Here is a 23,178-nt window from a genome sequence, read left to right as displayed (position 1 = left end):
TCCAGACGCAGCATGCAGTGCCTGACGGGCCGGCTTATGCCGGCCCGTTTCGTTGCAGCCGGCGAAATTCATCCGCGCGGGGCGCGAATCCACCATCATGGACGCTTCCTTCGACATGGAGCCGGCATGAGCATCTTCGACCTGCGCATCGAAACCGAACGGCTGATCCTGCGCCCGCTGCTGCGCGAGGACTACGAACCGTATCTGGCATTCTGCGCTGATGAGGAAACCATGCGCACCCTCGGTGGCGTGCAGCCGCCGTCGGTGGCCTGGCGTGGCTTCTGCAGCCTGGCTGGCGCCTGGCAGCTGTTTGGCTTCTCGATGTTCAGCGTGATCGAGAAATCCAGCGGTGACTGGATCGGGCGGATGGGGCCCTGGCAACCGCAGGACTGGCCCGGTACCGAGGTCGGCTGGGGCATCCGTCATGCCAGCTGGGGCCGGGGCTATGCGCCGGAAGCGGCGGTCGCAGCAATCGATTGGGCGTTCGACATGCTGGGCTGGGACGAAGTGATCCACACCATCGCCGAGAACAACGACAACTCGCGGGCGGTCGCGCGCAAGCTCGGCAGCACGCTGCTGCGGATGGGGGAACTGCCGCCGCCGTACAACGACAAGCCGATGCAGATCTGGGGCCAGTCGCGCGAGCAGTGGCGGCAGCGCGCGCGCTGAGCCTTGCCCGGTAGTGCCGGCCGCTGGCCGGCAATCGCATGAATCTGCCGCAACGCGATTGCCGGCCAGCGGCCGGCACTACCGGGTTGCCATGCTGCACCCGCGCTTGGCATTCATCGGCGCGCTTGCCAGACTGCACGCAGCTGGCCGCCGGCCGGATCCGATGGAGCAGGCGATGGTGGAAGAGCGCGTCCCGTTGACGGTGCATGGCATGTCGGTCTCGGGTAATTGCCACAAGGTGCGCCTGCTGCTGGAGCAGCTCGGCAGCCGCTACCGCTGGGTGGAGGTGGACAGTGCCCATGGCCAGACCCACACCCCCGAATTCCTGGCGTTGAATCCGAATGCCAAGGTGCCGCTGATCGTCCGCGACGATGGCCGCGTGCTGACCGAATCCAACGCGATCCTGTTCTGGCTGGCCGAGGGCACGCCGTACCTGCCCACCGATGGCTGGGAGCGCGCGCAGGCGTTGAGCTGGATGTTCTTCGAGCAGTACACGCACGAGCCGTGCGTGGCGGTGGCGCGCTTCATCCGTGGCTGGACCCCCGCTGATTCACCGCGCCGAGCCGAACTGCCGCGCCTGCACGAGCGCGCCGCCACCGCGCTGGCAGTAATGGAGCAACATCTGCGCGAAGCGCAGTGGTTCACCGGCAACGGATATGGCGTCGCCGATATCGCGTTGTTCGCCTATACCGACGTGGCGGGAGAGGGCGGTATCAGCCTGCAGCCATTCCCGGAAGTGCGTGGCTGGCTGCAGCGCGTGCGTGAACAACCGCGCTTCCTGCCGATGCCGGCCGTGACTGCCGAAGTGCGCTCGCGATTCGAGGCTGCGTGAGTCTCACCAGGGCGACCCCCACAGGGTAGCGCCTGGCCAACGCCGGGCGGAATGCAACAACGACACGGAGGGTGTTCGATGTTCGCTGTGGTTCCAGATCCGATTCCCGCACGCATGCGCGTGCTCAACCGCGCCGAAGTGTGCGACGTCAACTTTCTCGATGCGGTGCGTGGTTGGCTTGGAACCCCGCGTCCGCGCCCGGCGCCGGATGCGCCGATCCTGCCGGGCAGCACGCTCACTGCCGCCGCGTTTGGCGAACTGTTCGATTCGCAGCTGGCCAGCCGCCAGCTGGACCTGATGGCACGCGTGCTGCGCGTTCAGAACAAGGTCTTCTACACCATCGGTTCCTCCGGCCACGAAGGCAACGCGCTGTTGGCGCGGGCCTGCCGGCATACCGATCCAGCCTTCCTGCACTATCGCTCTGGTGCCTTCATGGCCGAGCGTTCGCGCCAGGTGCCGGGCATCGATCCGCTGCGCGATGCCGCACTGTCTTTCGCCGCCAGCGCCGATGACCCGGCCAGCGGGGGCCGCCACAAGGTGTGGGGCAGCAAACCGTTGTGGGTGCTGCCGCAGACCTCGACCATCGCGTCGCACCTGCCGAAAGCGTTGGGCACCGCGCTGGCCATCGAGAGCGGCAAGCGCCTGGGGCAGCCGTTGCCGATCCCGGCCGACAGCATCGTGCTGTGCTCGTTCGGCGACGCCTCGGCCAACCATGCCACCGCGCAGACCGCGTTCAACACCGCGATGTGGTCGGCCTACCAGAAGCTGCCGGCGCCGATCCTGTTCGTCTGCGAGGACAACGGGCTGGGCATTTCAGTGAAGACGCCGGAAGGCTGGATTGCCGAGCGCTTCAGCCGCCAGCCGGGGCTCGACTATTTCTTCGCTGATGGTCTCGACCTGGCCACCGGGCACGCCCAGGTGCAGGCGGCGGTGGAGCACTGCCGGCGCACGCGGCGGCCCACCTTCCTGCATCTGCGCACCACCCGCCTGATGGGCCACGCCGGCACCGATTTCGAGGTGGAATGGCGCGCGCTGCCGGAGCTGTGCGCGGCCGAGGCGCAGGATCCGCTGCTGCGCTCGGCGCAGATCGCGATGGAGTCGGGCTGGATGGATGCGGCCACCATCGAGGTCGCCTACGAAACGATGCGCGCGCGCTGCATGGCCGCGGCGGCGGATGCCGAAGGCCGCCCGACGCTGCAGTCGCTACAGGAGGTGATGGCGCCGCTGGCACCGTACACGCCGGCGGCGGTGCAGGCCGAAGCGCGGCGCGAGGTGCCCGCCGATGCGCGCGAAGCGCTGTATGGCGGTGCGGAGGCCCTGCCCGAGCGGCAGGCACCTCGGCACCTCGCCATCCAGATCAACCATGGGCTGCAGGAACTGCTGGCGAAGTATCCGCAGAGCCTGCTGTTCGGCGAGGACGTCGCGCAGAAGGGCGGTGTCTATACCGTCACCAAGGATCTGCTGCGCCGCTTCGGCCCACGCCGGGTGTTCAACACCCTGCTGGACGAGACCATGATCCTGGGCATGGCGCAGGGCCTGGCCAACATGGGCATGCTGCCGATCCCGGAGATCCAGTACCTGGCCTACCTGCACAACGCCATCGACCAGGTGCGCGGCGAAGCGTGCTCGCTGCAGTTCTTCTCCAATGACCAGTACCGCAACCCGATGCTGGTTCGGGTGGCCGGGCTGGGCTACCAGAAGGGCTTCGGTGGCCACTTCCACAACGACAATTCGATCACCGCGCTGCGCGACATTCCCGGCCTGGTGGTCGGTTGCCCGTCGCGCGGCGACGATGCGGTGATGATGCTGCGCACGTTGGCCGCGCTGGCGCGGGTGGACGGGCGGGTGGCGGTGTTCCTGGAGCCGATCGCGCTGTACATGAGCAAGGACCTGCATGCGCCGGGCGATGGCCAGTGGCTGTTCGACTACCCCGCCCAGGGCCAGGCGCTGGTGCCGGGCGAAGGGCGGGTCTATGCGCCGGAGGCAGGCGACCTGGTGGTCTACACCTATGGCAACGGCGTGCCGATGGCGCTGCGCGCGGCGCGGGCAATCGAGCAGCAGCTGGGCTGGCAGGTGCGGGTGGTCGACCTGCGCTGGCTGGTGCCGCTGGATGCCGGCTTCATCGCCAGTCAGGCGGCCAGTGCGCGGCGGGTGCTGGTGCTGGACGAGGGCCGCCATAGTGGCGGGGTGGGCGAGGGCGTGGTCACCGCCCTGGTCGAGGCCGGCTTCGGCCACCTGCCGCTGCGCCGGGTCTGCGGTGCCGATACCTATACCCCGTTGGCGGGGGCAGCAATGTTCGGGCTTCCAAGCGACAATGCGGTGATTGGCGCCGCCCTTGAACTGGCGCAGGAACCCTGATGTATGTGTGGATTGGCGGGAATGTTGTTGCCGGCGCCGGTGGCGTCGGCCGAGGTGCTGCAGGCGCAGGTCCTGGCCATGGGCGAGGCGCTGCACCACCGCGGGCCGGATGATGGCGGCAGCTGGGTCGATGCCGGGGCCGGCATCGCGCTGGCGCACCGTCGGCTGAGCATTCTCGACCTGTCGCCGCTGGGCCACCAGCCGATGGCCTCGTCCGATGGTCGCTACGTGATGGCTTACAACGGCGAGGTCTACAACTTCGCCGCCCTTCGTGCCGAACTGGAGCCGCTGGGGCATGTTTTCCGTGGCCACTCCGACACCGAGGTGCTGCTGGCAGCGATCCTGCAATGGGGCATGGAAGACACCCTGCAGCGCTGCAACGGCATGTTCGCCATTGCGCTGTGGGACCGCCAGGAGCAGTGCCTGTGGCTGGCCCGCGACCGTGTTGGCAAGAAGCCGCTGTACTACGGCTGGGCCGGTGACACCCTGGTGTTCGGTTCGGAACTGAAGGCGCTGTGGCAGCACCCGGCCTTCGACAACGACATCGACCGTGACGCCCTGACCCTGCTGCTGCGGCTGGATTACATTCCGGCGCCGCACAGCATCCACCAGCGCTGCTACAAATTGATGCCCGGGCGCGTGCTGCGCCTGGATGCGGAAGCCGTGGCGGCGGGTGCGGCCGCGCACCGGCCGGAGCAGGCGCAGCGCCCGTACTGGGATGCGCGTGCGCGCATGCAGGCGGCGCTGGCTGCGCCGTTCCAGGGCCGCATCGAGGAAGCCGAGGAGCAGCTGGACGGGCTGCTGCGTGACGCGGTCGCGCTGCGCATGGTGGCCGACGTGCCGGTGGGCGTGTTCCTGTCCGGCGGCACCGATTCGTCGCTGGTTGCCGCGCTGATGCAGGCACAAAGTGGCCAGCCGGTGCACAGCTTCAGCATCGGGTTCACCGGTTCGGGCCACGACGAGGCGCCGCTGGCCAAGGAACTGGCCGCGCATCTGGGCTGCGACCACACTGAACTCTACGTCAGCGGTGCCGATGCGTTGGCGGTGGTGCCGCAGTTGCCGGCGATGTTCGACGAACCCTTCGCCGATGCCTCGCAGGTGCCGACCGCGCTGGTCGCCCGCCTGGCGCGGCAGGGCGTGACCGTGGCGCTGTCCGGCGATGGTGGCGACGAGCTGTTCTTCGGCTATACCCGCTATGTACGCGCGCTGCGCAACTGGCAGATGCTGGGCCGTGTGCCGGGGCCGCTGCGGCGCTGGATGGGCGCGCGCTCCCAGCAGCAGGGCGAGGCCTCGCGTACCGGGGGCCTGGCCGCGCTGCTGGCCGAGTCCGGCGCGCGTGGCATCGGTGACGTGTACCGCAACCGCATCTCGCGCTGGCGCGACCCGGCGGCGGCAGTGCCCGGAGCGCAGGCCGCGGGCAGCTTCTACGACCTGGCCGACCCGTTGCACGGTGCCGGCACACCGGCCGATGCGATGATGCTGGCCGATTACGTGACCTACCTGCCGGATGACCTGCTGTGCAAGGTCGACCGCACCTCGATGGCGGTCAGCCTGGAAGCCCGCGCACCGCTGTTGGATTCTCGCGTGGCCGAGTTCGCCTGGTCGCTGCCGCTGGGCTTCAAGCGCAGTGAAACCACCAGCAAGGTGCTGCTCAAGCGCGTGCTGGGCCGTTATGTGCCGCAGTCGATGGTGCACCGGCCCAAGCGTGGTTTCGGCGCGCCGGTCAGTGACTGGCTGAAGGGCGACCTGCGGCCGTGGGCCGAAGATTTGCTGCAGCCTGCGCGGCTGGAGCGGGAGGGCGTGCTGTCGGCGGCCGCGGTACAGCCGCTGTGGCAGCAGTTCCTCGGCGGCCAACGCAAGTGGCATACCCATCTGTGGAACGTGCTGATGTTCCAGGCCTGGCAGGCGCATTGGCGGCAGGTGCGCGCGGGCGTGACCGGCGGCTGATCTTCACCGGCATGCAAGGGCCCGGCGACTAGGCTGGGCCTCCCGCACCGTGAGGAGTATGTCCCGATGTCCGTCCCCACCATCGCCGTGTTCGTCGGCAGCCTGCGCAAGGATTCCTGCAACCGCAAACTGGCCCATGCGCTGGAGAAGATTGCCGGCGACCGTGCGCGCTTCCAGTACGTGCAGATCGGTGATCTGCCGCTGTACGACCAGGACTTCGATGGCCACTATCCGGCGCAGGGTACCCGGCTGAAGGACCAGGTCCGTGCCGCCGATGCGGTGCTGTTCGTGACCCCGGAATACAACCGGTCGGTGCCGGGCGTGCTGAAGAACGCCATCGATATCGGCTCGCGCCCCTACGGTGACAGCGCGTTTGCCGGCAAACCGGCGGCGGTGATCGGCGCCTCCATCGGCCAGATCGGCACCGCCGTGGCCCAGCAGCACCTGCGCAACAGCCTGGCCTTCCTGGACATGCACGTGCTCGGCCAGCCCGAGGCGTTCATTCATTTCAAGGACGGCCTGATCGATGCCGATGGCACGGTCCACAATGAAGGCACGCAGAAATTCCTGCAGGGCTACGTGGACCGGTTCCTGGCGCTGATCGCGGTTCACGTCAAGGGCGATTGACGCCAGCGGTTGCCAGCCCCATCTGCGATAATGTCCGCTCGGGTGCCGCAATGGCGCCCGTCGCAGGCAGTGCGACGCCCCCACGCCAGTCTGGCCAGGCACCGGCGGATATCCCCCGTTTCTCCACGGCTTATCCACAGGATTGTCCATGGCCGCCGGGGTCGGCGCATGCCTACACTCGTCCGGCCCACTTTCGCAGGAAACACCGCAGCATGTCCGCTCGCCCCGGCTTCCGTTCCAACCGCAGAGAGCGCGGTGAAGGCTTCGATCGCGATCGCGATCGCGACGAGTCGCGCATCGACCAGTTGCGGGTACCGCCCCATTCGGTGGAAGCCGAGCAGGCGGTGCTGGGTGGCCTGATGCTGGCCCCTGAGGCCTATGACCGGGTCAATGACCAGCTGACCGAAGGCGATTTCTACCGCCGCGACCACCAGATGATCTATCGCGCGATCCGTGAACTGTCCGAGCGCGAGCGGCCGTTCGATGCGGTGACCCTGGGCGAGTGGTTCGAATCGCAGGGCAAGATGGAACTGGTGGGCGATGGTGCCTACCTGATCGAACTGGCCAGTACCACGCCGTCGGCGGCCAACATCGTGGCCTACGCCGAGATCGTGCGTGACAAGGCGGTGCTGCGGCAGCTGATCCAGGTGGGTACCGACATCGTCAACGACGGTTTCCAGCCCGAGGGACGCGAGAGCAGCGAGCTGCTGGCCTCGGCGGAAAAGAGCGTGTTCGCCATCGCCGAACAGGGCGCACGCGGCCGTACCGATTTCGTGGCGATGCCCGGTGCATTGAAGGATGCCTTCGAAGAGCTGCGCAGCCGCTTCGAGAACGGCGGCAACATCACCGGCCTGCCGACCGGCTACAACGATTTCGATGCGATGACCTCCGGCCTGCAGCCGACCGACCTGATCATCCTTGCCGCGCGCCCGGCCATGGGCAAGACCACCTTCGCACTGAACATCGCCGAGTACGCGGCGATCAAGTCGAAGAAGGGCGTGGCGGTGTTCTCGATGGAAATGTCGGCATCGCAGCTGGCGATGCGCCTGATTTCCTCCAACGGCCGCATCAACGCACAGCGCCTGCGTACCGGCCAGCTGGAAGACGAGGACTGGAGCCGCGTCACCAGCGCGATCAAGATGCTGAAGGAAACCAAGATCTTCATCGACGACACGCCTGGCGTGTCGCCTGAAGTGCTGCGCTCCAAGTGCCGCCGCCTCAAGCGCGAACATGACCTGGGCCTGGTGGTGATCGACTACCTGCAGCTGATGAGCGTGCCGGGCAACAGCGAAAACCGCGCGACCGAAATCTCGGAGATCTCGCGTTCGCTGAAGGGCCTGGCCAAGGAACTGCACGTGCCGGTGATCGCGTTGTCGCAGCTCAACCGCTCGCTGGAAACGCGTACCGACAAGCGCCCGGTGATGGCCGATCTTCGCGAATCGGGCGCAATCGAGCAGGATGCGGACATGATCGTCTTCATCTACCGCGACGATTACTACAACAAGGAAAATTCGCCGGACAAGGGCCTGGCCGAGATCATCATCGGCAAGCACCGTGGCGGCCCGACCGGGTCGTGCAAGCTGAAGTTCTTCGGCGAGTACACCCGCTTCGACAACCTGGCCCACGACTCGGTCGGTTCATTCGAATAGCCGTAGTGCCGGCCGCTGGCCGGCAACCACCCCACGGCCGGCAAACCATTCGAAACGCCGAACGTCCGTATGTGGCGTGTAAATGACATGTAACGCGACGCTTCTACGATTCCGCCGCTGCTGCCCTTCGACGCCGCCCTTCGGCGTCCAGCGTGCCCAAGGAATCCGCCCCCATGCCGTCCCACGCTCCGCTTCGCCGCAATCTGCTGGCCCTGCTGGTCTGTGCTTCGCTGCCGTCGCTGGCTGCCGCTGAAACCGCCCCCGCCACCGACGCACAGTCGGCCACCACCCTCGATTCGGTCTCGGTGATCGGCCGCGGTGAAGCGCGCCAGGTGCAGCGTGTGACCGCCGAGGACATGAAGGTGCTGCCGCCGGGTGCCAATCCGCTGAAGCTGCTTGCAACCAAGCCGGGCGTGCATTTCGAATCGGCCGATGCCACCGGCGCCTACGAATGGTCCACCACCATCAGCCTGCGTGGCTTCAACCAGAACCGCCTGGGCTACACCCTCGATGGCATCCCGCTGGGCAACATGGCCTATGGCAACAGCAACGGCCTGCACATCAGCCGCGCGGTGATCAGCGAGAACCTGGGAGGTGCGGAGGTCTCCACCGGCATTGGCGCACTGGGTACACCGTCCACCAGCAACCTCGGCGGCGTGTTCCAGTTCTACTCGATCGATCCGTCCACCGAGTATGGGGTCGTGCTGGCACAGAGCTTTGGTAGTGACAGCGCACGCCGCAGCTATGCACGCCTCGATACCGGCGAGCACCAGGGCTTTGCCGCCTACCTGTCCGGCGTGTATTCGGAAGGTGACAAGTGGAAGGGCAAGGGCTCGCAGGAGCTGAAGCAGTTCAACGGCAAGGCCACCTACAACTTCGGAACGGACAGCAAGATCACCGCGCTGTTCAACGCCTCGCGCCGCGTCGAGGCCGATTACCAGGATCTGTCGCTGGAAATGATCGATCGCCTCGGCTGGGACTGGGACAACTACGCGCCGGACTGGGATCGCGCCGTCGCCGCCGCACGCGGCAAATTCAGCGGCGGCGTCAACAGCCCGTGGGATGCGTACTACTCCGGCCACGGCCTGCGCAATGATGACCTGTCCAGCATTGCCGGCGATTTCGGCCTGAACGAGTCGATGCGCTTGAAGGTCAATGTCTACAACCACAGCAACCGTGGCCAGGGCCACTGGTTCAGCCCGTCCAATCCGTCCAACCCGGGCACCAGCCGCGAGATTCCGATCTCGATCCGCACCACCGAGTACGCGATCGACCGTACCGGCGTGACCTCGGCGTTCACCTGGAACGTCGGTGGCCACGAACTGGAAGCGGGCCTCTGGTACGAGGACAACGGCCACAGCGTGCAGCGCAACTTCTACTACATCGACGGCCCGATCACCGACGACTTCTTCCTGCGCAACCCGGACCAGCGCGTGTGGCACCAGCGCTACACCACCATCACCCGCCAGTTCTACGTGCAGGACCGCTTCCGCCTGTTCGATGATCGCCTGACCATCGACATCGGTGCGAAGTCGCCGCACACCCGTACCAGCGTGCGCACCCCGCTGGGCAGCTACGCCAACAACAGCAGTCTGACCTCGAAGAAGGGCCTGCTGCCGCAGGCCGGCTTCAACTTCAAGCTCAACGAAGGCAACGAGATCTTCGGTTCGTTCGCCAAAAACGTCGCCGCCTATGCGCTGGGCGTGGGCAGCCCGTTCAATGTGCCGCAGGCCGCCTTCGATGCCAGCGCGAAGAACCTGAAGCCGGAACAGTCGCGCACCATCGAGCTGGGTTGGCGTGGCTACGGCCGCGGCTATGAAGCCTCGGTGGCGGTGTACGACGTCAAGTTCGACAACCGTCTGCTGGCCATCGCGCAGTGCGTGGGCATCCTCGGTTGCCCGGCACTGTTCTCCAACGTCGGTTCGGTGACCAGCCGCGGCGCCGAGGCGACCCTGCAGCTGAAGCCGATGCAGGACCTGATCTGGTCCAATGCGCTGTCCTGGAATGACAGCACCTACGACAACGACTACGTGAACAACGGCGTGGTGCCGACCCGCGGCAAGACGACCGTCGACACCCCGGAATGGATGTTCGCCAGCACCCTGGCGTGGACCCCGGGCCCGTGGGACCTGCGCCTGGCCGCCAACCATGTCGGCAAGCGCTACGTGACCTATACCAACGATGTGTCGGTGCCGAGCTACTGGCTGGTCAACGCCTCGGCGGCCTATGACTTCGGCAAGCTCGGCCCGGCGCAGAACCTGACCGTAGCGCTGAACCTGACCAACCTGACCGACAAGCGCTACCTGTCCTCGATCAACACCAATGGCACCTACGCCGCTGACCCGACCCGCAGCCTGGCGACCATGCAGGTCGGCGCGCCGCGCCAGGTGATGGCCACCGCTACCGTGCGCTTCTGATGCGCGGGCCTGTCGATCCGGAAAGCCGTCGTCGCCTGCTGCGCATGGCGTGGCAGGGCACGGGGGCGGCGATCGCGCTGGCGGCGATGCCGGGGTTGGCCACGGCCGGCCCACGGCCGCGGCTGGGGCGCGATCCGTTCACCCTCGGTGTCGCCGCCGGTGATCCGGATCCACAGGGGGCCGTATTGTGGACGCGGCTGGCACCGGACCCGCTCAATGGCGGCGGCATGCCGTCGCGGGCGTTGCCGGTGCGCTGGTTCGTGGCCGAGGACCCGGGCATGCGCCGGCTGGTGCAGCGGGGGACTGCGGCCGCGGTCCCCGAGCTGGCGCATTCGGTGCACGTGGAGGTCAACGGCCTGCGCCCAGGCCGCGACTACTACTACCGTTTCGCCTGCGACGGCGATGAGGAAAGCGCGGTCGGCCACTTCCGCACCGCGCCGCCGCTGGACACGCAACTGCAGCAGCTTCGGTTGGCCCTGTGCACCTGCCAGGCCTGGAACAGCGGCTACTACCCGGTCCTGCGCGATATCGCGCAGAGCGATGTCGACCTGGTGCTGCATGCCGGGGACTACCTGTACGAATACAGCCCGCTGCAGAACGCGCGTGGTCGTGCGCTGGATGCGCAACGCTTCAGTGGCGAGACCGTCAGCCTGGAGCGCTACCGTGACCAGTACGCGCTGTACAAGCTCGATCCGGATCTGCAGGCCGCGCATGCCGCACACGCGTTCGCGGTGATCTGGGACGACCATGAAGTACAGAATGATTACTCCGGCATCCACCCGGAAAAACCCGGCGTATCAACGGAGGACTTCATCATCCGCCGCGCCGCCGCCTACCGCGCGTTCTACGAGCATCTGCCGATGCGCAGCACACCTGCGGGCAACGGCGGCCTGCGCGTGCATCGGCGCCTGCGTTACGGCGATCTGGCGCAGCTGACCCTGCTCGATTGCCGCCAGTTCCGCCCGGCCAATCCCTGTGGCGTGGGCGAGTCGCCACGCTGTGATGCTGCACTGGACCCGCGCATGAGCATGCTCGGCACGGGCCAGGAGGCGTGGTTCGCGCAGTCGATGGCGGCCGCGCAGGGCACGCGCTGGAACGTGGTGGTGCAGCAGTTGCTGATGGCGCAGCTGCGGCTGGACGGTGGCACGCCACGCGAGCGCTTCTGGAATGACGCCTGGGATGGCTATCCCGCCGCACGTAACCGGCTGCTGCAGGCGATGCAGGCAGGCGGGCAGGGCAATGCCATCGTGCTGGGCGGCGACTGGCATTCCACCTTCGTCAACGACCTGAAGTTGGATTTCGACGCGGCCAGTGCGCCGGTCGTAGCCACCGAATTCATCGCTCCGGCGATCAGCAGTGGCGGCGACGACACGCCATACGGGCCGTACTACGGGCCGTCGATTCCGCAGAACCCGCATATCCGCTATTTCGACGGTGACCGCCGTGGCTGGTGGAAGCTGCAGCTGAACCGGCAGACCGTGGATGCGGAACTGCGCTTCGCCGACAGTGTGCTGCGTGCGGACGCTGCGGTGCGCACCGCGGCGCGTTTCCAGGTGACCCACGGCCGTCCGGGCGCTGTCCCGGTGTAAATCCCTGCGGTTGTGCCGGCCGCTGGCCGGCAACCTCCTGAATCTCCGGTTTCCCCGCAATCGGTTTCATCGCCCCCAGCCCGGGTTTCGTCGCAAACCGTTTGCGGGCGGCCAGGGCGGGGCGCCAAGGTGTCCGCAGGCGGCAGGGTGCCGCCCCAAGGAGACCGTGATGAAGACCCTGTTCGCGCTCGGTGTGTGGTGCCTGCTGTTCGTGCTGTGCTGGCCGCTGGCGATCCTCGCCCTGATCGCCTGGCCGTTCGTGTGGCTGCTGAGCCTGCCGTTCCGCCTGGTCGGCATCACCTTCTCGGCGCTGTTCGCCTTCCTGCGCGCGCTGTTCATGCTGCCGGCGCGCCTGCTCGGTGGCCGGGCGGTGGCTGCATGAGGACGGTGCTGCTGGTGGCGCTGGCATTGCTCGCGGGGCCGGCACTGGCCACACCTCCAGCGCCACCCTCGGTGTGGCTGGAACGCCAGCAGACTGCTGCGGCTGACGAGGCGAATGCTGCAGCGGTCTCTGTGCAGAAAGCCAAGGAGCGCTGCAGGGTCGCGAAGGAATGGAAGGTTGGCGAGACGGTGGTGCAGCACAGGGTCTGCGACGATCCGCCGAAGAAGCCGGTTGGGAAAGTGTAGCGCCGAGCCCATGCTCGGCGGGCTTTGCAGGGCAGCCGAGCGTGGGCTCGGCTCTACACCGGCGCAGCCAACAAAAAAACCCCGCCGAGGCGGGGTTTTTCGTATCCAGCCATACCGGCCAGCGGCCGGCACTACCGGCGAACGATCATTTCGCCTTGTGGCTGGTGAGCTTGCTGGCCGGCATGCTGCGTCGTGGATTGACCTCCGAGAGCGGCGGGTGGTGTGTTGCTTAAGCCTGCTTGTCAGTCCTGAAGTACCCGTCGTCCTGCGGAATTTTTATTAGGTATCCGGCTTCAGCTAAATTACTCAGCTCTCGGTTGGCATCTGATTGTGAATTAGCAGAATGGTAGGCGATATAGTCGCTCGGCATTACTCTTTGGCCAGCGGTTTTGGAGTCTAGGAAGTCTCTCGTTCTTTCGTCATCAGCAAATCCTTCCGTGCTTTTTTGAACTAGGGAGATGGTGAGTCTAACTCCGTCTGCAATTGTTTCCCACTTTGGATCCTTTAAACCCGACCTTCTGCATTCTGAGACAATGCGCCCTGTTCCACTCCCCCACTGTTCCACGAGCCCACGCATGTGTGCAACATTCGCTATGTCCGGGTTGGTAGGCTTGGAAACCTGCGTGGATGCGATGCTATCCGCAGATATCCCATCAGGTAAGCGGCCGGGATTCCAGATTTCCAAACGATCTGGGTGGAGCGCTATCATTATTGAAGAATTCTGTTGCGAGTAATCCCTATGAACCAGTGCGTTCATTATTGATTCTCTAATCACGAATGCAGATAACAATCTATTGTCGTGACGTTTGTAGCCTTCAAAATGGGATGATACGGGCAGGTTTCGTTCGAGGAATGATGCTACCTCGTCGAAAAGATAGAAGATTCCGCCCTGAATAATTCGGCTGTCTCTAAACTCAGAGCGTTCAGATGTATAGAATGCTCCGATTTTTACAATTGATTGCGGAAGGCCAGTATCAGGTTTTGAGAAGAGGACGGCGGCAGAATTGAAAACTCGACCAGATGACGCAACTTTCATGATCTCCAATGCGTCAACCTTGTCCCGAGCCATCTGCATCTTGGAATCAGATCGATCAAGCAGCGCTCTCCAAGACTGAACAACTTGGTCGTCATCTAGATCGTTGTAGTCGACGCCTAGCGCTGGCTGGCGCTCCCAACGAGTGGACTCCTCGACTCTCGCAGAGATCATTCTTGAAATTTCTCTAGGCGATGCTTGCTTGGCAGCTCCGTTGTTCCAAGCGTAGATGCAATCATCCATCACATAGGGGCGCTCATGCCCAGATGGAACGTCGATGATAATTATTGATTTCTCAAGAATTTTTCTCTGGATTACAGAGAATGCTGGGCGAGGACTGATTTTTTCAGAAACATCTTGAGATACGGATTTGATACTGGCCTGCTTTGGGAGGCCTAGTATATTTCCGCTCTCGGATATGCCTATCATGACTCGTCCGCCATTTCCATTCGCGAATGCAGTTACTGCTTTTGCGATTTCATAGATCGAAAGGCCTTCGAATGCCACAAGGCTGTCTGCAGAGGATTCACTATTCATGGCGAGAAAGTCTCAGTCTGCGGGCTCGCATCTTGGGTGAATCTTGAAAGCTCAGAGAACTGACTTTCGATAAATTGCAGGAGTGATGCTTCATCAGTGTACTGTTGCACCCAGTTTCCCTTCCTTTTTTCTAGAGGTTGATCCGCCAGGGTTGCCGCATCGTATATGTCGATTACACGAACGTCGTCAAAGATGGGATTTTTTTTAAAGTATGATGGTGGGTGTGGGTTGCCCTTATCATCCCTTCTGAATTGTTTTAGAAGATGGCGCGCCGTTATTACATCTCGATGAACTACAAAGTACCTATGCTTTTCGAGTGAGATGGCGCTTTCCATTTCTTTATGGGTTATTGATGGCTCGCCATCAATGACGCCGCTTCCATATCTGCCGTTGATAATTCCAAAAACTATATCTGCCTTTTCAACGCCAACAATGCAATTTTCGAAGGCGGATAGCTTTGGATTCAGCGGTATTGTTCCCTTGTGTGACATCCACACTTTGTAGCCATAGCTCTTTAGTACGGCGAATACTTGGTCTAGAAGAGTCTCTTGTCCATAGACAGACGAGCTCACAAAGATTGTAGGGGCCGCCATTTTGAATTCCATATCTGTGACTCTGAATTGTCTTTAGGGAACGAGCTTTAGTCAAGGTGAACTCAGTCCTATGCCTATTTGATCATTTTAGCTTTGATGCAGTCGGCTGATTTTCCATCCATGTTCGGACACTGGAGGCAACAAAAAACCCCGCCGAGGCGGGGTTCCTTGTATCCAGCCATGCCGGCCAGCGGCCGGCACTACCAGCGAACGATCAGTTCGCCTTATGGATGGCGCGCTTGCTGACCGCCATCGCGGCGTCGTGGATCACTTCCGACAGCGACGGGTGGGCGTGGCAGATGCGGGCCAGGTCATCGGCCGAGCCGCTGAACTCCATGGTCAGCACGCCTTCGTGCACCAGCTCGGAGACGTTGGCGCCGACCAGGTGCATGCCGAGGATGCGATCGGTTTCAGCATGGGCCAGGATCTTCACGAAGCCGGCCGGCTCGATCATCGCCACGGCACGGCCGTTGGCGGCGAACGGGAAGCTGCCGGCCTTGTACGGAATGCCTTCGGCCTTCAGCTGGGCTTCGGTCTTGCCGACCCAGGCCAGTTCCGGCTCGGTGTAGATGACCCACGGGATGGTGTCGAAGTTGACGTGGCCCGGTAGGCCGGCGATCAGCTCAGCCACCGCGATGCCTTCCTCGAAGCCCTTGTGCGCCAGCATCGGGCCACGCACGCAGTCGCCGACCGCCCACACGCCGTTGACGCCGGTGTGGCAGTGCGTGTCGACTTCGATCTGGCCGCGCTCGTTGATCTTGACGCCAGTGCCTTCGGCCAGCAGGCCCTTGGTGGCGGCGCGACGGCCAACGGCCACCAGCAGCTTGTCCACGGTCAGGGTCTTTTCGCCTTCGCTGTCGGTGTAGGTGACAACGACTTCCTTCTTCTTGCCCTTGCCGGTGATCTCGGTCTTGGAGACCTTGGCGCCGAGGCGGATGTCCAGGCCCTGCTTCTTGAATTCCTTGGCAGCGGTCTTGGCCACTTCGGCGTCGGCCACGGCCAGGAACTCCGGCAGTGCTTCCAGGATGGTGACTTCAGCGCCCAGGCGCTTCCACACGCTGCCCAGTTCCAGGCCGATCACGCCGGCGCCGATCACGGCCAGGCGGTTCGGCACTTCGGTGAAGTCCAGGCCGCCGACGTTGTCGACGATGGTCTCGCCGTCGAACTTGGCGAACGGCAGTTCGATCGAATCCGAACCGGCCGCGATGATGACGTTGGTGCCCTTCAGCTCGACGATGGAACCGTCATGCTGGGTGACCTTGACCACGTTGCCCGGCTGCAGTTCGCCGAAGCCGTAGTAGGCGGCGACCTTGTTGGCCTTGAACAGCATGCCGATGCCGCCGGTGAACTGCTTGACGATCTTGTCCTTGCGGCCAACCATCGCCTCGACGTCGATCTTGGCATCCTTGAAGCTGATGCCGTGGTCGCCAAAGATGTGGCCCATGTTCCAGAACTGGCGCGAGGAATCCAGCAGCGCCTTGGACGGGATGCAGCCCACGCGCAGGCAGGTGCCGCCCAGCGCCGGCTTGCCGTCCTTGCCCAGCGCTGCGTCGATGCAGGCGGTCTTCAGGCCCAGCTGGGCCGCGCGGATGGCAGCGTGGTAACCGGCCGGGCCGGCACCGATGACGACGACGTCGAATTGTTCAGCCATTGAATTATTCCTTGATGCATTACCAGAACCCCTCCGCGCAGGCGCGGAGGGGCGGGAGGTGTCTTACAGGCCGAACAGCATGCGGCCCGGGTTTTCCAGCTGGTTCTTGATGTCCACCAGGAACTGCACCGAGTCCTTGCCGTCGATGATGCGGTGGTCGTACGACAGCGCCAGGTACATCATCGGCGCGATCACGACCTGGCCGTTCTGGGCGATCGGACGCTCCTTGATGGCATGCATGCCCAGGATGGCGCTCTGCGGCGGGTTGATGATCGGGGTCGACAGCAGCGAACCGAAGGTGCCGCCGTTGGTCACGGTGAAGGTGCCGCCCTGCAGTTCTTCCAGGCTCAGCTTGCCGTCACGGGCCTTCTTGGCGTAGTCGGCGATGGTCTTCTCGATGTCGGCGAACGACATGCGCTCGACGTTGCGCAGCACCGGCGTGACCAGGCCCTTCTCGGTCGACACGGCGATCGAGATGTCCGAGTAGCCGTGGTAGATGATGTCGTCGCCGTCGATCGAGGCGTTGACCAGCGGGAAGCGCTGCAGGGCATTGGCCGCGGCCTTCACGAAGAAGCTCATGAAGCCCAGCTTGATGCCGTGTGCCTTGACGAACTCGTCCTGCAGTTCCTTGCGCGCAGCCGAGACCTTGGACAGGTCGACTTCGTTGAAGGTGGTCAGCATGGCGGTGGAGTTCTTCGACTCCATCAGGCGCTCGGCGATGCGCTTGCGGATGCGGGTCATCGGCACGCGCTCTTCCGGACGTGCGCCACCGGCCTTGCCGGCGCCGCCGTTGCGGGCGAAGTTGACGATGTCTTCCTTGGTCACTGCGCCGCGACGGCCGGTGCCGTCGACGTCGGCCGGGTTCACGCCTTCGGTGATGGCGGTGAAGCGGGCGCCCGGCGGCAGGGTGTCGGCGGCCGACTTGGCAGCCGGGGCCGGAGCAGCGGCGGCGGCCGGAGCGGCAGCGGCCGGAGCGGCCTCGGCCTTCTTCTCTTCAGCGGCCGGAGCCGGGGCAGCAGCGACGGCGCCTTCCTCGATGATCGCCACGACCTGGCTGGAGGTCACGGTCGAGCCTTCGGCGAACTTGATTTCCTTGAGCACGCCGTCGACCGGCGACGGCACTTCCAGGACGACCTTGTCGGTTTCCAGGTCAAGCAGGTTTTCGTCGCGCTTGACGGCGTCGCCCACCTTCTTGTGCCAGGTGGCGATGGTGCCGTCGGCGACGGATTCGGGCAGTACCGGGGCTTTGACTTCGGTGGCCATTGCGGGAGCTTCCTGGTTTGTCTTCTAAATAGGGGGAGGATTATTCAGCGAACGTGTCGTTGAACGGGTTGACCAGTGCATCGGCGACCAGCTGCTGCTGTTCGCGGACGTGGTCAGCCATGTGACCGGCAGCCGGCGAAGCCGAACGTGCGCGACCGGCGTAGTGCAGGTTCTGGCCATCGGCCAGGCAGAACTGCAGGTGGTGGCGGATCTGGTACCACGCACCCTGGTTCTGCGGTTCTTCCTGCGTCCACACCACGTCGGTGGCCTTGCCGTACTTCTTCAGTTCGGCAGCCAGCAGCGCACGCGGGAACGGGTACAGCTGCTCCACGCGGATGATCGCCACGTCGTCCTGGCCACGCTTGGTCTGGTCTTCCAGCAGGTCGTAGTAGACCTTGCCCGAGCACAGCACCACGCGCTTGACCTTCTTGGCGTCCGCGTTGGCGTCGCCGATCAGGTGCTGGAACTCGCCGTTGGCCAGTTCGTCCAGGGTCGACACGGCCAGCTTGTGGCGCAGCAGCGACTTCGGCGACATCACCACCAGCGGCTTGCGGGTGGTCAGGTGCTGCTGGCGACGCAGCATGTGGAAGGCCTGCGCCGGGGTCGACGGCACCACCACCAGCATGTTCTCCAGTGCGCACAGCTGCAGGAAGCGCTCCAGGCGCGCCGAGCTGTGTTCCGGGCCCTGTCCTTCATAGCCATGCGGCAGCAGCAGGGTCAGGCCGGAGATGCGGCCCCACTTGGCTTCACCGGCGGCGATGAACTGGTCGATGACGACCTGGGCACCGTTGGCGAAGTCGCCGAACTGGCCTTCCCAGATGCACAGCGTGTTCGGATCGGTGGTTGAGAAGCCATACTCGTAGGCCATCACCGCTTCTTCGCTCAGCAGCGAATCGATGACGGTGGCCTTCTCCGGCGAATCCACCAGCTGCCGCAGCGGCATGTAGTAGTTGTCGGTCTTCTGGTCGTGCAGGATCGCGTGGCGGTGCGTGAACGTACCGCGACCCACGTCCTGGCCGACCAGGCGCAGGGCACTGCCTTCGTCGAGCAGGGTGGCGTAGGCCAGGTTTTCGGCAAAGCCCCAGTCGCCCGGGATCTCGCCGGCGGCCATCTTGCGGCGGTCGTCGTAGACCTTGGCCACGCGCGAGTGCAGCTGCACTTCGTCCGGAATGGTGTTGATCAGCTTGGCCAGTTCGACCAGCTTGTTCTTCTCGACCTTGGTCGAGATCGGGTCGGACAGCTTGCCTTCCAGCAGCTTCGGCCAATCGACGAACAGCGGGCTGGTCGGCGGGGTCTTCTCGACCTTGGCCAGCTCGGTGGTCACTTCACCGGCGTCCAGCTTCTCGCGGTAGGCATCGACCATCGCCTTGCCGGCACCGGCGGCGATCACGCCCGCCTTTTCCAGCTGCTCGGCGTACATCTCGCGGGTGGTGGCGTGCTTGCGGATCACCTGGTACATCAGCGGCTGGGTGATCGCCGGCTCGTCGGCCTCGTTGTGGCCCCAGCGGCGGTAGCACATCAGGTCGATGACCACGTCCTTGGCGAACTTCTGGCGGAACTCGAAGGCCAGCTGCGCGGCGAACACAACGGCTTCCGGATCATCGCCGTTCACGTGCAGCACCGGGGCGGCGATCATCTTCGCCACGTCGGTGGCATAGCGCGTGGAACGCGTATCCAGCGGGTTGGAGGTGGTGAAGCCGACCTGGTTGTTGACCACGATGTGCACGGTGCCGCCGACGGCGAAGCCGCGGGCCTGCGACATCTGGAACAGTTCCATGACCACGCCCTGGCCGGAGAAGGCCGCGTCGCCGTGGATCAGGATCGGCATGACCTGCTTGCGCGCGGTGTCCTTGCGGCGCTCCTGGCGCGAACGCACGGAACCGGCCACGACCGGGTCGGCGATTTCCAGGTGCGACGGGTTGAACGCCAGCGCCAGGTGCACCGGGCCGCCATCGGTGGCGACGTCGGCGGAGAAGCCCATGTGGTACTTCACGTCACCGGCCGAGGCGTGCTCGTCGTGCTCGAACTTGCCTTCGAATTCGTCGAACAGCTTGCGCGGGTTCTTGCCCAGGGTGTTGACCAGCACGTTCAGGCGGCCGCGGTGGGCCATGCCGATCACCACGTCCTTGACGCCATCCTTGCCGGCGCTGCGGATGATGGTGTCCATCATCGGGATCAGCGAGTCGCCGCCTTCCAGCGAGAAGCGCTTCTGGCCGACGTACTTGGTGTGCAGGTAGCGCTCCAGGCCTTCAGCTGCGGTCAGGCGCTCCAGGGTGCGGCGCTGGGTATCAGCGTCCAGCTGGTAGTTGCCACCGGCCAGTTCCAGCTTCTTGTAGATCCACTGGCGCTGCTCGACCTCGGAGATGTGCATGAACTCCGCACCGATCGAGCCGGTGTAGGTCGCCTTCAGGCGTGCCAGCAGGTCGCGCAGCTTCATGCGCGGCTGGCCACCGACGCCGCCGGTGCTGAACTCGCTGTTGAGGTCGCCATCGGACAGGCTGTGGAACGGCAGGCCCAGGTCCGGGGTGTTGACCGGTGCGGCCAGGCCCAGCGGATCGAGGCGGGCGTCCAGGTGGCCGCGCGAACGGTAGGCAGTGATCAGACGACCGACATTGCGCTCGCGCTCGTCGCCTGCACCGTTGCCGGTACCGGCCTTCAGCGCATCCTTGGCCGCGTCCGCAATGTGGGAGATGACGGCCGAGTGCGGAATGTCACCTGCTTCACGGCCCTTGAAGCCGTCGAAGTAGGTTTTCCATTTGGGATCGACACTATCCGGGGAGACCAGGTACTGCTCGTACAGGTCCTCGACATAGGAGGCGTTGCCGCCGGCGAGTTGCGAAGATTGCGCAAACTGCTTCAGTTGATTGTCCACGATGGAGGGTGTTGATTCGCTTTGTGGGGTATGGCTTCAGAAGGACCCGGCAGGAAGATGAATAGCCCTGCGCGGGCGCGTTCAAACAGCCAAATTGTACCCCCAACCGGACACGAAGGGGCACCACCGGAGGTATCGCGCGTCCCCCGGTGCCGGTTCCAGACAGGTTGAGTCAGCCCGCTCCGCTCAGATGCCGAGCGCGCGCAGTTCGCTGCAATCACGTGAACGGTCCCAGACGCGCTGCAATTGCTGCTCGAACGGCTGCGAACGTGCCGGCAGCGCGATGCCGGCTTCGCCGTCGAGGCGATGGCCGATCAGACGAAAGTAGAAGTCGCCCGCATCGTTGAGCAGACAGGCCGAGGCCAGTGCACGGTCGACCGGGTCGGTGACCTCGCGGAACTGGATCACGCTGGGCAGGCGCTGGGCCAGCGCCAGCAGCGGCGCCCCGCTAGAGGCGATCGCGGCGGCGTCGTGCACGATCACCCGCAGCTGCTTGTCGTGGCGGGCGGTGACGAAGCGGCGCAGGGCGGCCTGTACCGGGGGCGCGTCGAGCAGTCCGGGGTCCAGCTGGCGGCTGTGCAGCCACAGCTGGCGACGGGCGCGGTGGATGATGGCCGTGGTGATGGCTACTGCCTCGGCGCGGCTGTCGATGGCGCTGGCCGCGCCCAGCCGGCGGCGCATCTGCTGGTGGCCGATGCCGGCCTCCTCGAACACCTCGCCTTCGGGCAGAAAGCCCTGGCGGGCATAGAAGTCACGGGCGGGCAGCTGGGCATGCAGATGCAGCTCGGCCAGGCCGAGCCGGCGCCCGGCCTCCACCAGTGCTTCCAGCAGGGCCTCGCCGACCCCGCGGCTGCGATGGCTGGCCAGCACCGCCATGCGGCCGATGCGGCCATCCGGGGCCAGCCGGCCCGTGCCGACCGGCTGGTTGTCACTGTCCAGCGCCAGCACATGGGCACTGACCGGGTCCAGCGCATCGCGTTCCAGCTCGGCGGCGATGCCCTGTTCCTGCACGAACACGCGTTGGCGCACCTCGTGGATGGCAACGTGGGCATCGGCGTGGCTGACCTGCTGGACCCGGATCATGGCGATGGCTCAGGCCCGGCCGGCGCTGTCGTCTTCTTCGTCGTCCTCGAAGTTGACGATGACCTCGATGCCGTCGTCGTGCACGGTCACGGAGTGGACATCGTCGGATACCGCATCGGCGTCGATCGCATCCACGCGGTCACGGCCTTCGACGACCTCGCCGAGCACCACGGCATCCTCGCCGTCGTCCTCGTCTTCGGCCTCGTACACCTCATTCGGGTCGATCAGCTGGAACACCCCGCCGACCAGCAGCTGCTGGACCACGGCACGGCCCTTGTCGGACAGGCCGCGATAAGCGGCGGCGTCCAGCTGTTCGGTGCCAGCCAGGCGCTGCGCGTCCTTCACCGGCAGCGCGAAGTCCTGGCCGCTGACATACAGGCTGGCGCCACGCTTGGCCCGGCGCCAGGCCAGGCGGGCCCACGGGTGGCGCTGCAGCAGCAGGCCCGAGGCCAGGGCCTGGACCACTTCTTCCTGTGCCGGTGCGGCCTGGTGGGCCATCACTTCGCCGGCGGCGCGGTAGGTGGTGATGAAGCGGCCGAACCAGTCGCCCAGCTTGTCCGGGTCGTTCATGCGGATGGCGTTGAGCGCGGTGATCACCCGCGCCATCGCCACTGTGTCGATTTCGTTCGGGTCGGCCGGCACCTTCAGGTCGGCATCCTGGTAGCGGATGTTCTCGTCGGCATCGGCGATCAGGGTGTCCAGGTAGTCGCTGATCAGCTCGGCCGAAGACGGCGCGCGCATGCCGAACGAGAATGTCAGGCAGGGATCTTCGGCGACGCCGTGGTGCGGCACGTTCGGCGGCAGGTACAGCATGTCGCCCGGCGCCAGCACCCAGTCGTGGGTCGGCTTGAACACCTTCAGCAGCTTCAGCTCCACGTCGGGGCGGAAGCCCAGCGGCGGCTGCTTGCCCTTGATCGATTCGCTGGCATCGATCTGCCAGCGGCGATGGCCATGGGCCTGCAGCAGGAACACGTCGTACTGGTCGACGTGGGCGCCGACCGAGCCGCCGGTGGCGGCGAAGCTGATCATCACGTCATCCATGCGCCAACGCGGCAGGAAGCTGAAGTGCTCGATCAGGGCGCGCACGTCCGGGTCCCACTTGTCCACGTCCTGCACCAGCAGGGTCCAGTCGTGGTCGGGCAGGGCGGGGAACACGTCTTCCTGGAATGGACCGGTGCGCACGCGCCAGCCGTCCTGGGTCTTGTCGTGCTCGATCAGGCGTGCCAGCACGCCTTCCTCGCAGGCCAGCCCGGCCAGGTCTTCCGGCTGCACCGGGGTCTGGAAGTTGGGGAAGGCGTTGCGGATCAGCAGCGGGCGTTTCTGCCAGAAGTCGCGCAGGAAGGTGGCCGGCGCCATGCCCAGCGGCTGGCCGGGGCGGGCGGTGACTTCGATCAGGGGGGCGGAGGACTTGCGGGCAGCCATGGGGGAATC

At 65.0% G+C, this 23,178-nt stretch carries 17 protein-coding genes; 10 read left to right on the top strand and 7 right to left on the bottom strand.

Annotation, left to right across the window (positions count from 1 at the left end; all coding sequences use genetic code 11):
* Window positions 1-126: 126 nt before the first annotated feature.
* From QRO95_RS05005 to QRO95_RS04960, 10 genes are all read left to right on the top strand, one after another.
* Window positions 127-669 (top strand): GNAT family N-acetyltransferase, encoded by a 543-nt coding sequence (locus QRO95_RS05005; protein ID WP_049398752.1) that lies wholly within the window; start codon window positions 127-129, stop codon window positions 667-669.
* A 175-nt stretch (window positions 670-844) separates the two neighbouring features.
* Entirely contained in the window at window positions 845-1,501 is a 657-nt protein-coding gene (locus QRO95_RS05000) for a glutathione S-transferase family protein (protein WP_197617124.1), read from the top strand.
* A 78-nt stretch (window positions 1,502-1,579) separates the two neighbouring features.
* Entirely contained in the window at window positions 1,580-3,859 is a 2,280-nt protein-coding gene (locus QRO95_RS04995; RefSeq protein WP_285301825.1) for a thiamine pyrophosphate-dependent enzyme, read from the top strand.
* Window positions 3,860-3,862: 3 nt separating this feature from the next.
* Window positions 3,863-5,806: an asparagine synthase (glutamine-hydrolyzing) gene (asnB, locus tag QRO95_RS04990; protein WP_285301824.1), complete on the top strand. Its 1,944-nt coding sequence runs from the start codon at window positions 3,863-3,865 to the stop codon at window positions 5,804-5,806.
* Window positions 5,807-5,872: 66 nt separating this feature from the next.
* Window positions 5,873-6,433 carry an NADPH-dependent FMN reductase gene (locus QRO95_RS04985; RefSeq protein ID WP_032129634.1) on the top strand — a complete coding sequence of 187 codons (561 nt, stop codon included), beginning with the start codon at window positions 5,873-5,875 and terminating at the stop codon, window positions 6,431-6,433.
* Window positions 6,434-6,645: 212 nt separating this feature from the next.
* Window positions 6,646-8,082, top strand: a complete 1,437-nt coding sequence (locus QRO95_RS04980) for a replicative DNA helicase (protein WP_154264004.1) — start codon at window positions 6,646-6,648, stop codon at window positions 8,080-8,082.
* A 173-nt stretch (window positions 8,083-8,255) separates the two neighbouring features.
* Window positions 8,256-10,499: a TonB-dependent receptor gene (locus tag QRO95_RS04975; protein WP_285301823.1), complete on the top strand. Its 2,244-nt coding sequence runs from the start codon at window positions 8,256-8,258 to the stop codon at window positions 10,497-10,499.
* Window positions 10,499-12,088 carry an alkaline phosphatase gene (locus QRO95_RS04970; protein WP_285301822.1) on the top strand — a complete coding sequence of 530 codons (1,590 nt, stop codon included), beginning with the start codon at window positions 10,499-10,501 and terminating at the stop codon, window positions 12,086-12,088. The genes QRO95_RS04975 and QRO95_RS04970 overlap by 1 nt, the downstream gene beginning before the upstream one ends.
* 169 nt (window positions 12,089-12,257) lie before the next feature.
* Complete coding sequence (locus QRO95_RS04965) at window positions 12,258-12,470, top strand: hypothetical protein (protein WP_010486834.1); 213 nt, start codon at window positions 12,258-12,260, stop codon at window positions 12,468-12,470.
* Window positions 12,467-12,715, top strand: coding sequence for a hypothetical protein (locus tag QRO95_RS04960; protein WP_164080952.1), 249 nt, complete (start codon window positions 12,467-12,469; stop codon window positions 12,713-12,715). The genes QRO95_RS04965 and QRO95_RS04960 overlap by 4 nt, the downstream gene beginning before the upstream one ends.
* A gap of 229 nt (window positions 12,716-12,944) precedes the next feature.
* Here QRO95_RS04960 and QRO95_RS04955 read toward each other — a convergent pair whose 3' ends face one another.
* The 7 genes from QRO95_RS04955 to QRO95_RS04925 form a co-directional block, all read right to left on the bottom strand.
* Window positions 12,945-14,285 (bottom strand): ATP-binding protein, encoded by a 1,341-nt coding sequence (locus QRO95_RS04955; protein WP_285301821.1) that lies wholly within the window; start codon window positions 14,283-14,285, stop codon window positions 12,945-12,947.
* Window positions 14,282-14,890, bottom strand: a complete 609-nt coding sequence (locus QRO95_RS04950; protein ID WP_285301820.1) for a DUF4062 domain-containing protein — start codon at window positions 14,888-14,890, stop codon at window positions 14,282-14,284. The genes QRO95_RS04955 and QRO95_RS04950 overlap by 4 nt, the downstream gene beginning before the upstream one ends.
* 202 nt (window positions 14,891-15,092) lie before the next feature.
* Window positions 15,093-16,529 (bottom strand): dihydrolipoyl dehydrogenase, encoded by a 1,437-nt coding sequence (lpdA, locus tag QRO95_RS04945; RefSeq protein WP_285301819.1) that lies wholly within the window; start codon window positions 16,527-16,529, stop codon window positions 15,093-15,095.
* A gap of 63 nt (window positions 16,530-16,592) precedes the next feature.
* Window positions 16,593-17,792: a dihydrolipoyllysine-residue succinyltransferase gene (gene sucB, locus QRO95_RS04940; protein WP_032129627.1), complete on the bottom strand. Its 1,200-nt coding sequence runs from the start codon at window positions 17,790-17,792 to the stop codon at window positions 16,593-16,595.
* A 40-nt stretch (window positions 17,793-17,832) separates the two neighbouring features.
* The gene (locus QRO95_RS04935; protein WP_032129626.1) at window positions 17,833-20,664 is read right to left on the bottom strand and encodes a 2-oxoglutarate dehydrogenase E1 component; all 2,832 of its coding nucleotides are present in this window, start codon (window positions 20,662-20,664) and stop codon (window positions 17,833-17,835) included.
* A gap of 186 nt (window positions 20,665-20,850) precedes the next feature.
* Entirely contained in the window at window positions 20,851-21,747 is an 897-nt protein-coding gene (locus QRO95_RS04930; RefSeq protein WP_285301818.1) for a GNAT family N-acetyltransferase, read from the bottom strand.
* Between the two features lie 9 nt (window positions 21,748-21,756).
* A complete protein-coding gene (locus QRO95_RS04925; protein ID WP_032129624.1) occupies window positions 21,757-23,169 on the bottom strand; it encodes a cupin domain-containing protein in 1,413 nt (470 codons plus the stop codon).
* Window positions 23,170-23,178: the final 9 nt, after the last annotated feature.

This window comes from Stenotrophomonas maltophilia group sp. Smal13 (genome assembly GCF_030236855.1).
Classification (GTDB): domain Bacteria; phylum Pseudomonadota; class Gammaproteobacteria; order Xanthomonadales; family Xanthomonadaceae; genus Stenotrophomonas; species Stenotrophomonas maltophilia_A.
Note: the sequence above shows the minus strand (reverse complement) of the source record. Positions and strands in the feature narration are given on the sequence as shown.

Excerpts from the sequence above, each read along its gene's own strand:
- QRO95_RS04985 (WP_032129634.1), top strand. The coding sequence starts at position 5,873 with ATGTCCGTCCCCACCATCGCCGTGTTCGTCGGCAGCCTGCGCAAGGAT.
- QRO95_RS04950 (WP_285301820.1), bottom strand. The coding sequence starts at position 14,890 with ATGGAATTCAAAATGGCGGCCCCTACAATCTTTGTGAGCTCGTCTGTC.
- QRO95_RS04925 (WP_032129624.1), bottom strand. The coding sequence starts at position 23,169 with ATGGCTGCCCGCAAGTCCTCCGCCCCCCTGATCGAAGTCACCGCCCGC.
- sucB (WP_032129627.1), bottom strand. The coding sequence starts at position 17,792 with ATGGCCACCGAAGTCAAAGCCCCGGTACTGCCCGAATCCGTCGCCGAC.
- QRO95_RS04960 (WP_164080952.1), top strand. The coding sequence starts at position 12,467 with ATGAGGACGGTGCTGCTGGTGGCGCTGGCATTGCTCGCGGGGCCGGCA.
- QRO95_RS04965 (WP_010486834.1), top strand. The coding sequence starts at position 12,258 with ATGAAGACCCTGTTCGCGCTCGGTGTGTGGTGCCTGCTGTTCGTGCTG.
- QRO95_RS04930 (WP_285301818.1), bottom strand. The coding sequence starts at position 21,747 with ATGATCCGGGTCCAGCAGGTCAGCCACGCCGATGCCCACGTTGCCATC.
- QRO95_RS04980 (WP_154264004.1), top strand. The coding sequence starts at position 6,646 with ATGTCCGCTCGCCCCGGCTTCCGTTCCAACCGCAGAGAGCGCGGTGAA.
- QRO95_RS05005 (WP_049398752.1), top strand. The coding sequence starts at position 127 with ATGAGCATCTTCGACCTGCGCATCGAAACCGAACGGCTGATCCTGCGC.
- lpdA (WP_285301819.1), bottom strand. The coding sequence starts at position 16,529 with ATGGCTGAACAATTCGACGTCGTCGTCATCGGTGCCGGCCCGGCCGGT.
- QRO95_RS04995 (WP_285301825.1), top strand. The coding sequence starts at position 1,580 with ATGTTCGCTGTGGTTCCAGATCCGATTCCCGCACGCATGCGCGTGCTC.
- QRO95_RS05000 (WP_197617124.1), top strand. The coding sequence starts at position 845 with ATGGTGGAAGAGCGCGTCCCGTTGACGGTGCATGGCATGTCGGTCTCG.
- asnB (WP_285301824.1), top strand. The coding sequence starts at position 3,863 with ATGTGTGGATTGGCGGGAATGTTGTTGCCGGCGCCGGTGGCGTCGGCC.
- QRO95_RS04975 (WP_285301823.1), top strand. The coding sequence starts at position 8,256 with ATGCCGTCCCACGCTCCGCTTCGCCGCAATCTGCTGGCCCTGCTGGTC.
- QRO95_RS04955 (WP_285301821.1), bottom strand. The coding sequence starts at position 14,285 with ATGAATAGTGAATCCTCTGCAGACAGCCTTGTGGCATTCGAAGGCCTT.
- QRO95_RS04970 (WP_285301822.1), top strand. The coding sequence starts at position 10,499 with ATGCGCGGGCCTGTCGATCCGGAAAGCCGTCGTCGCCTGCTGCGCATG.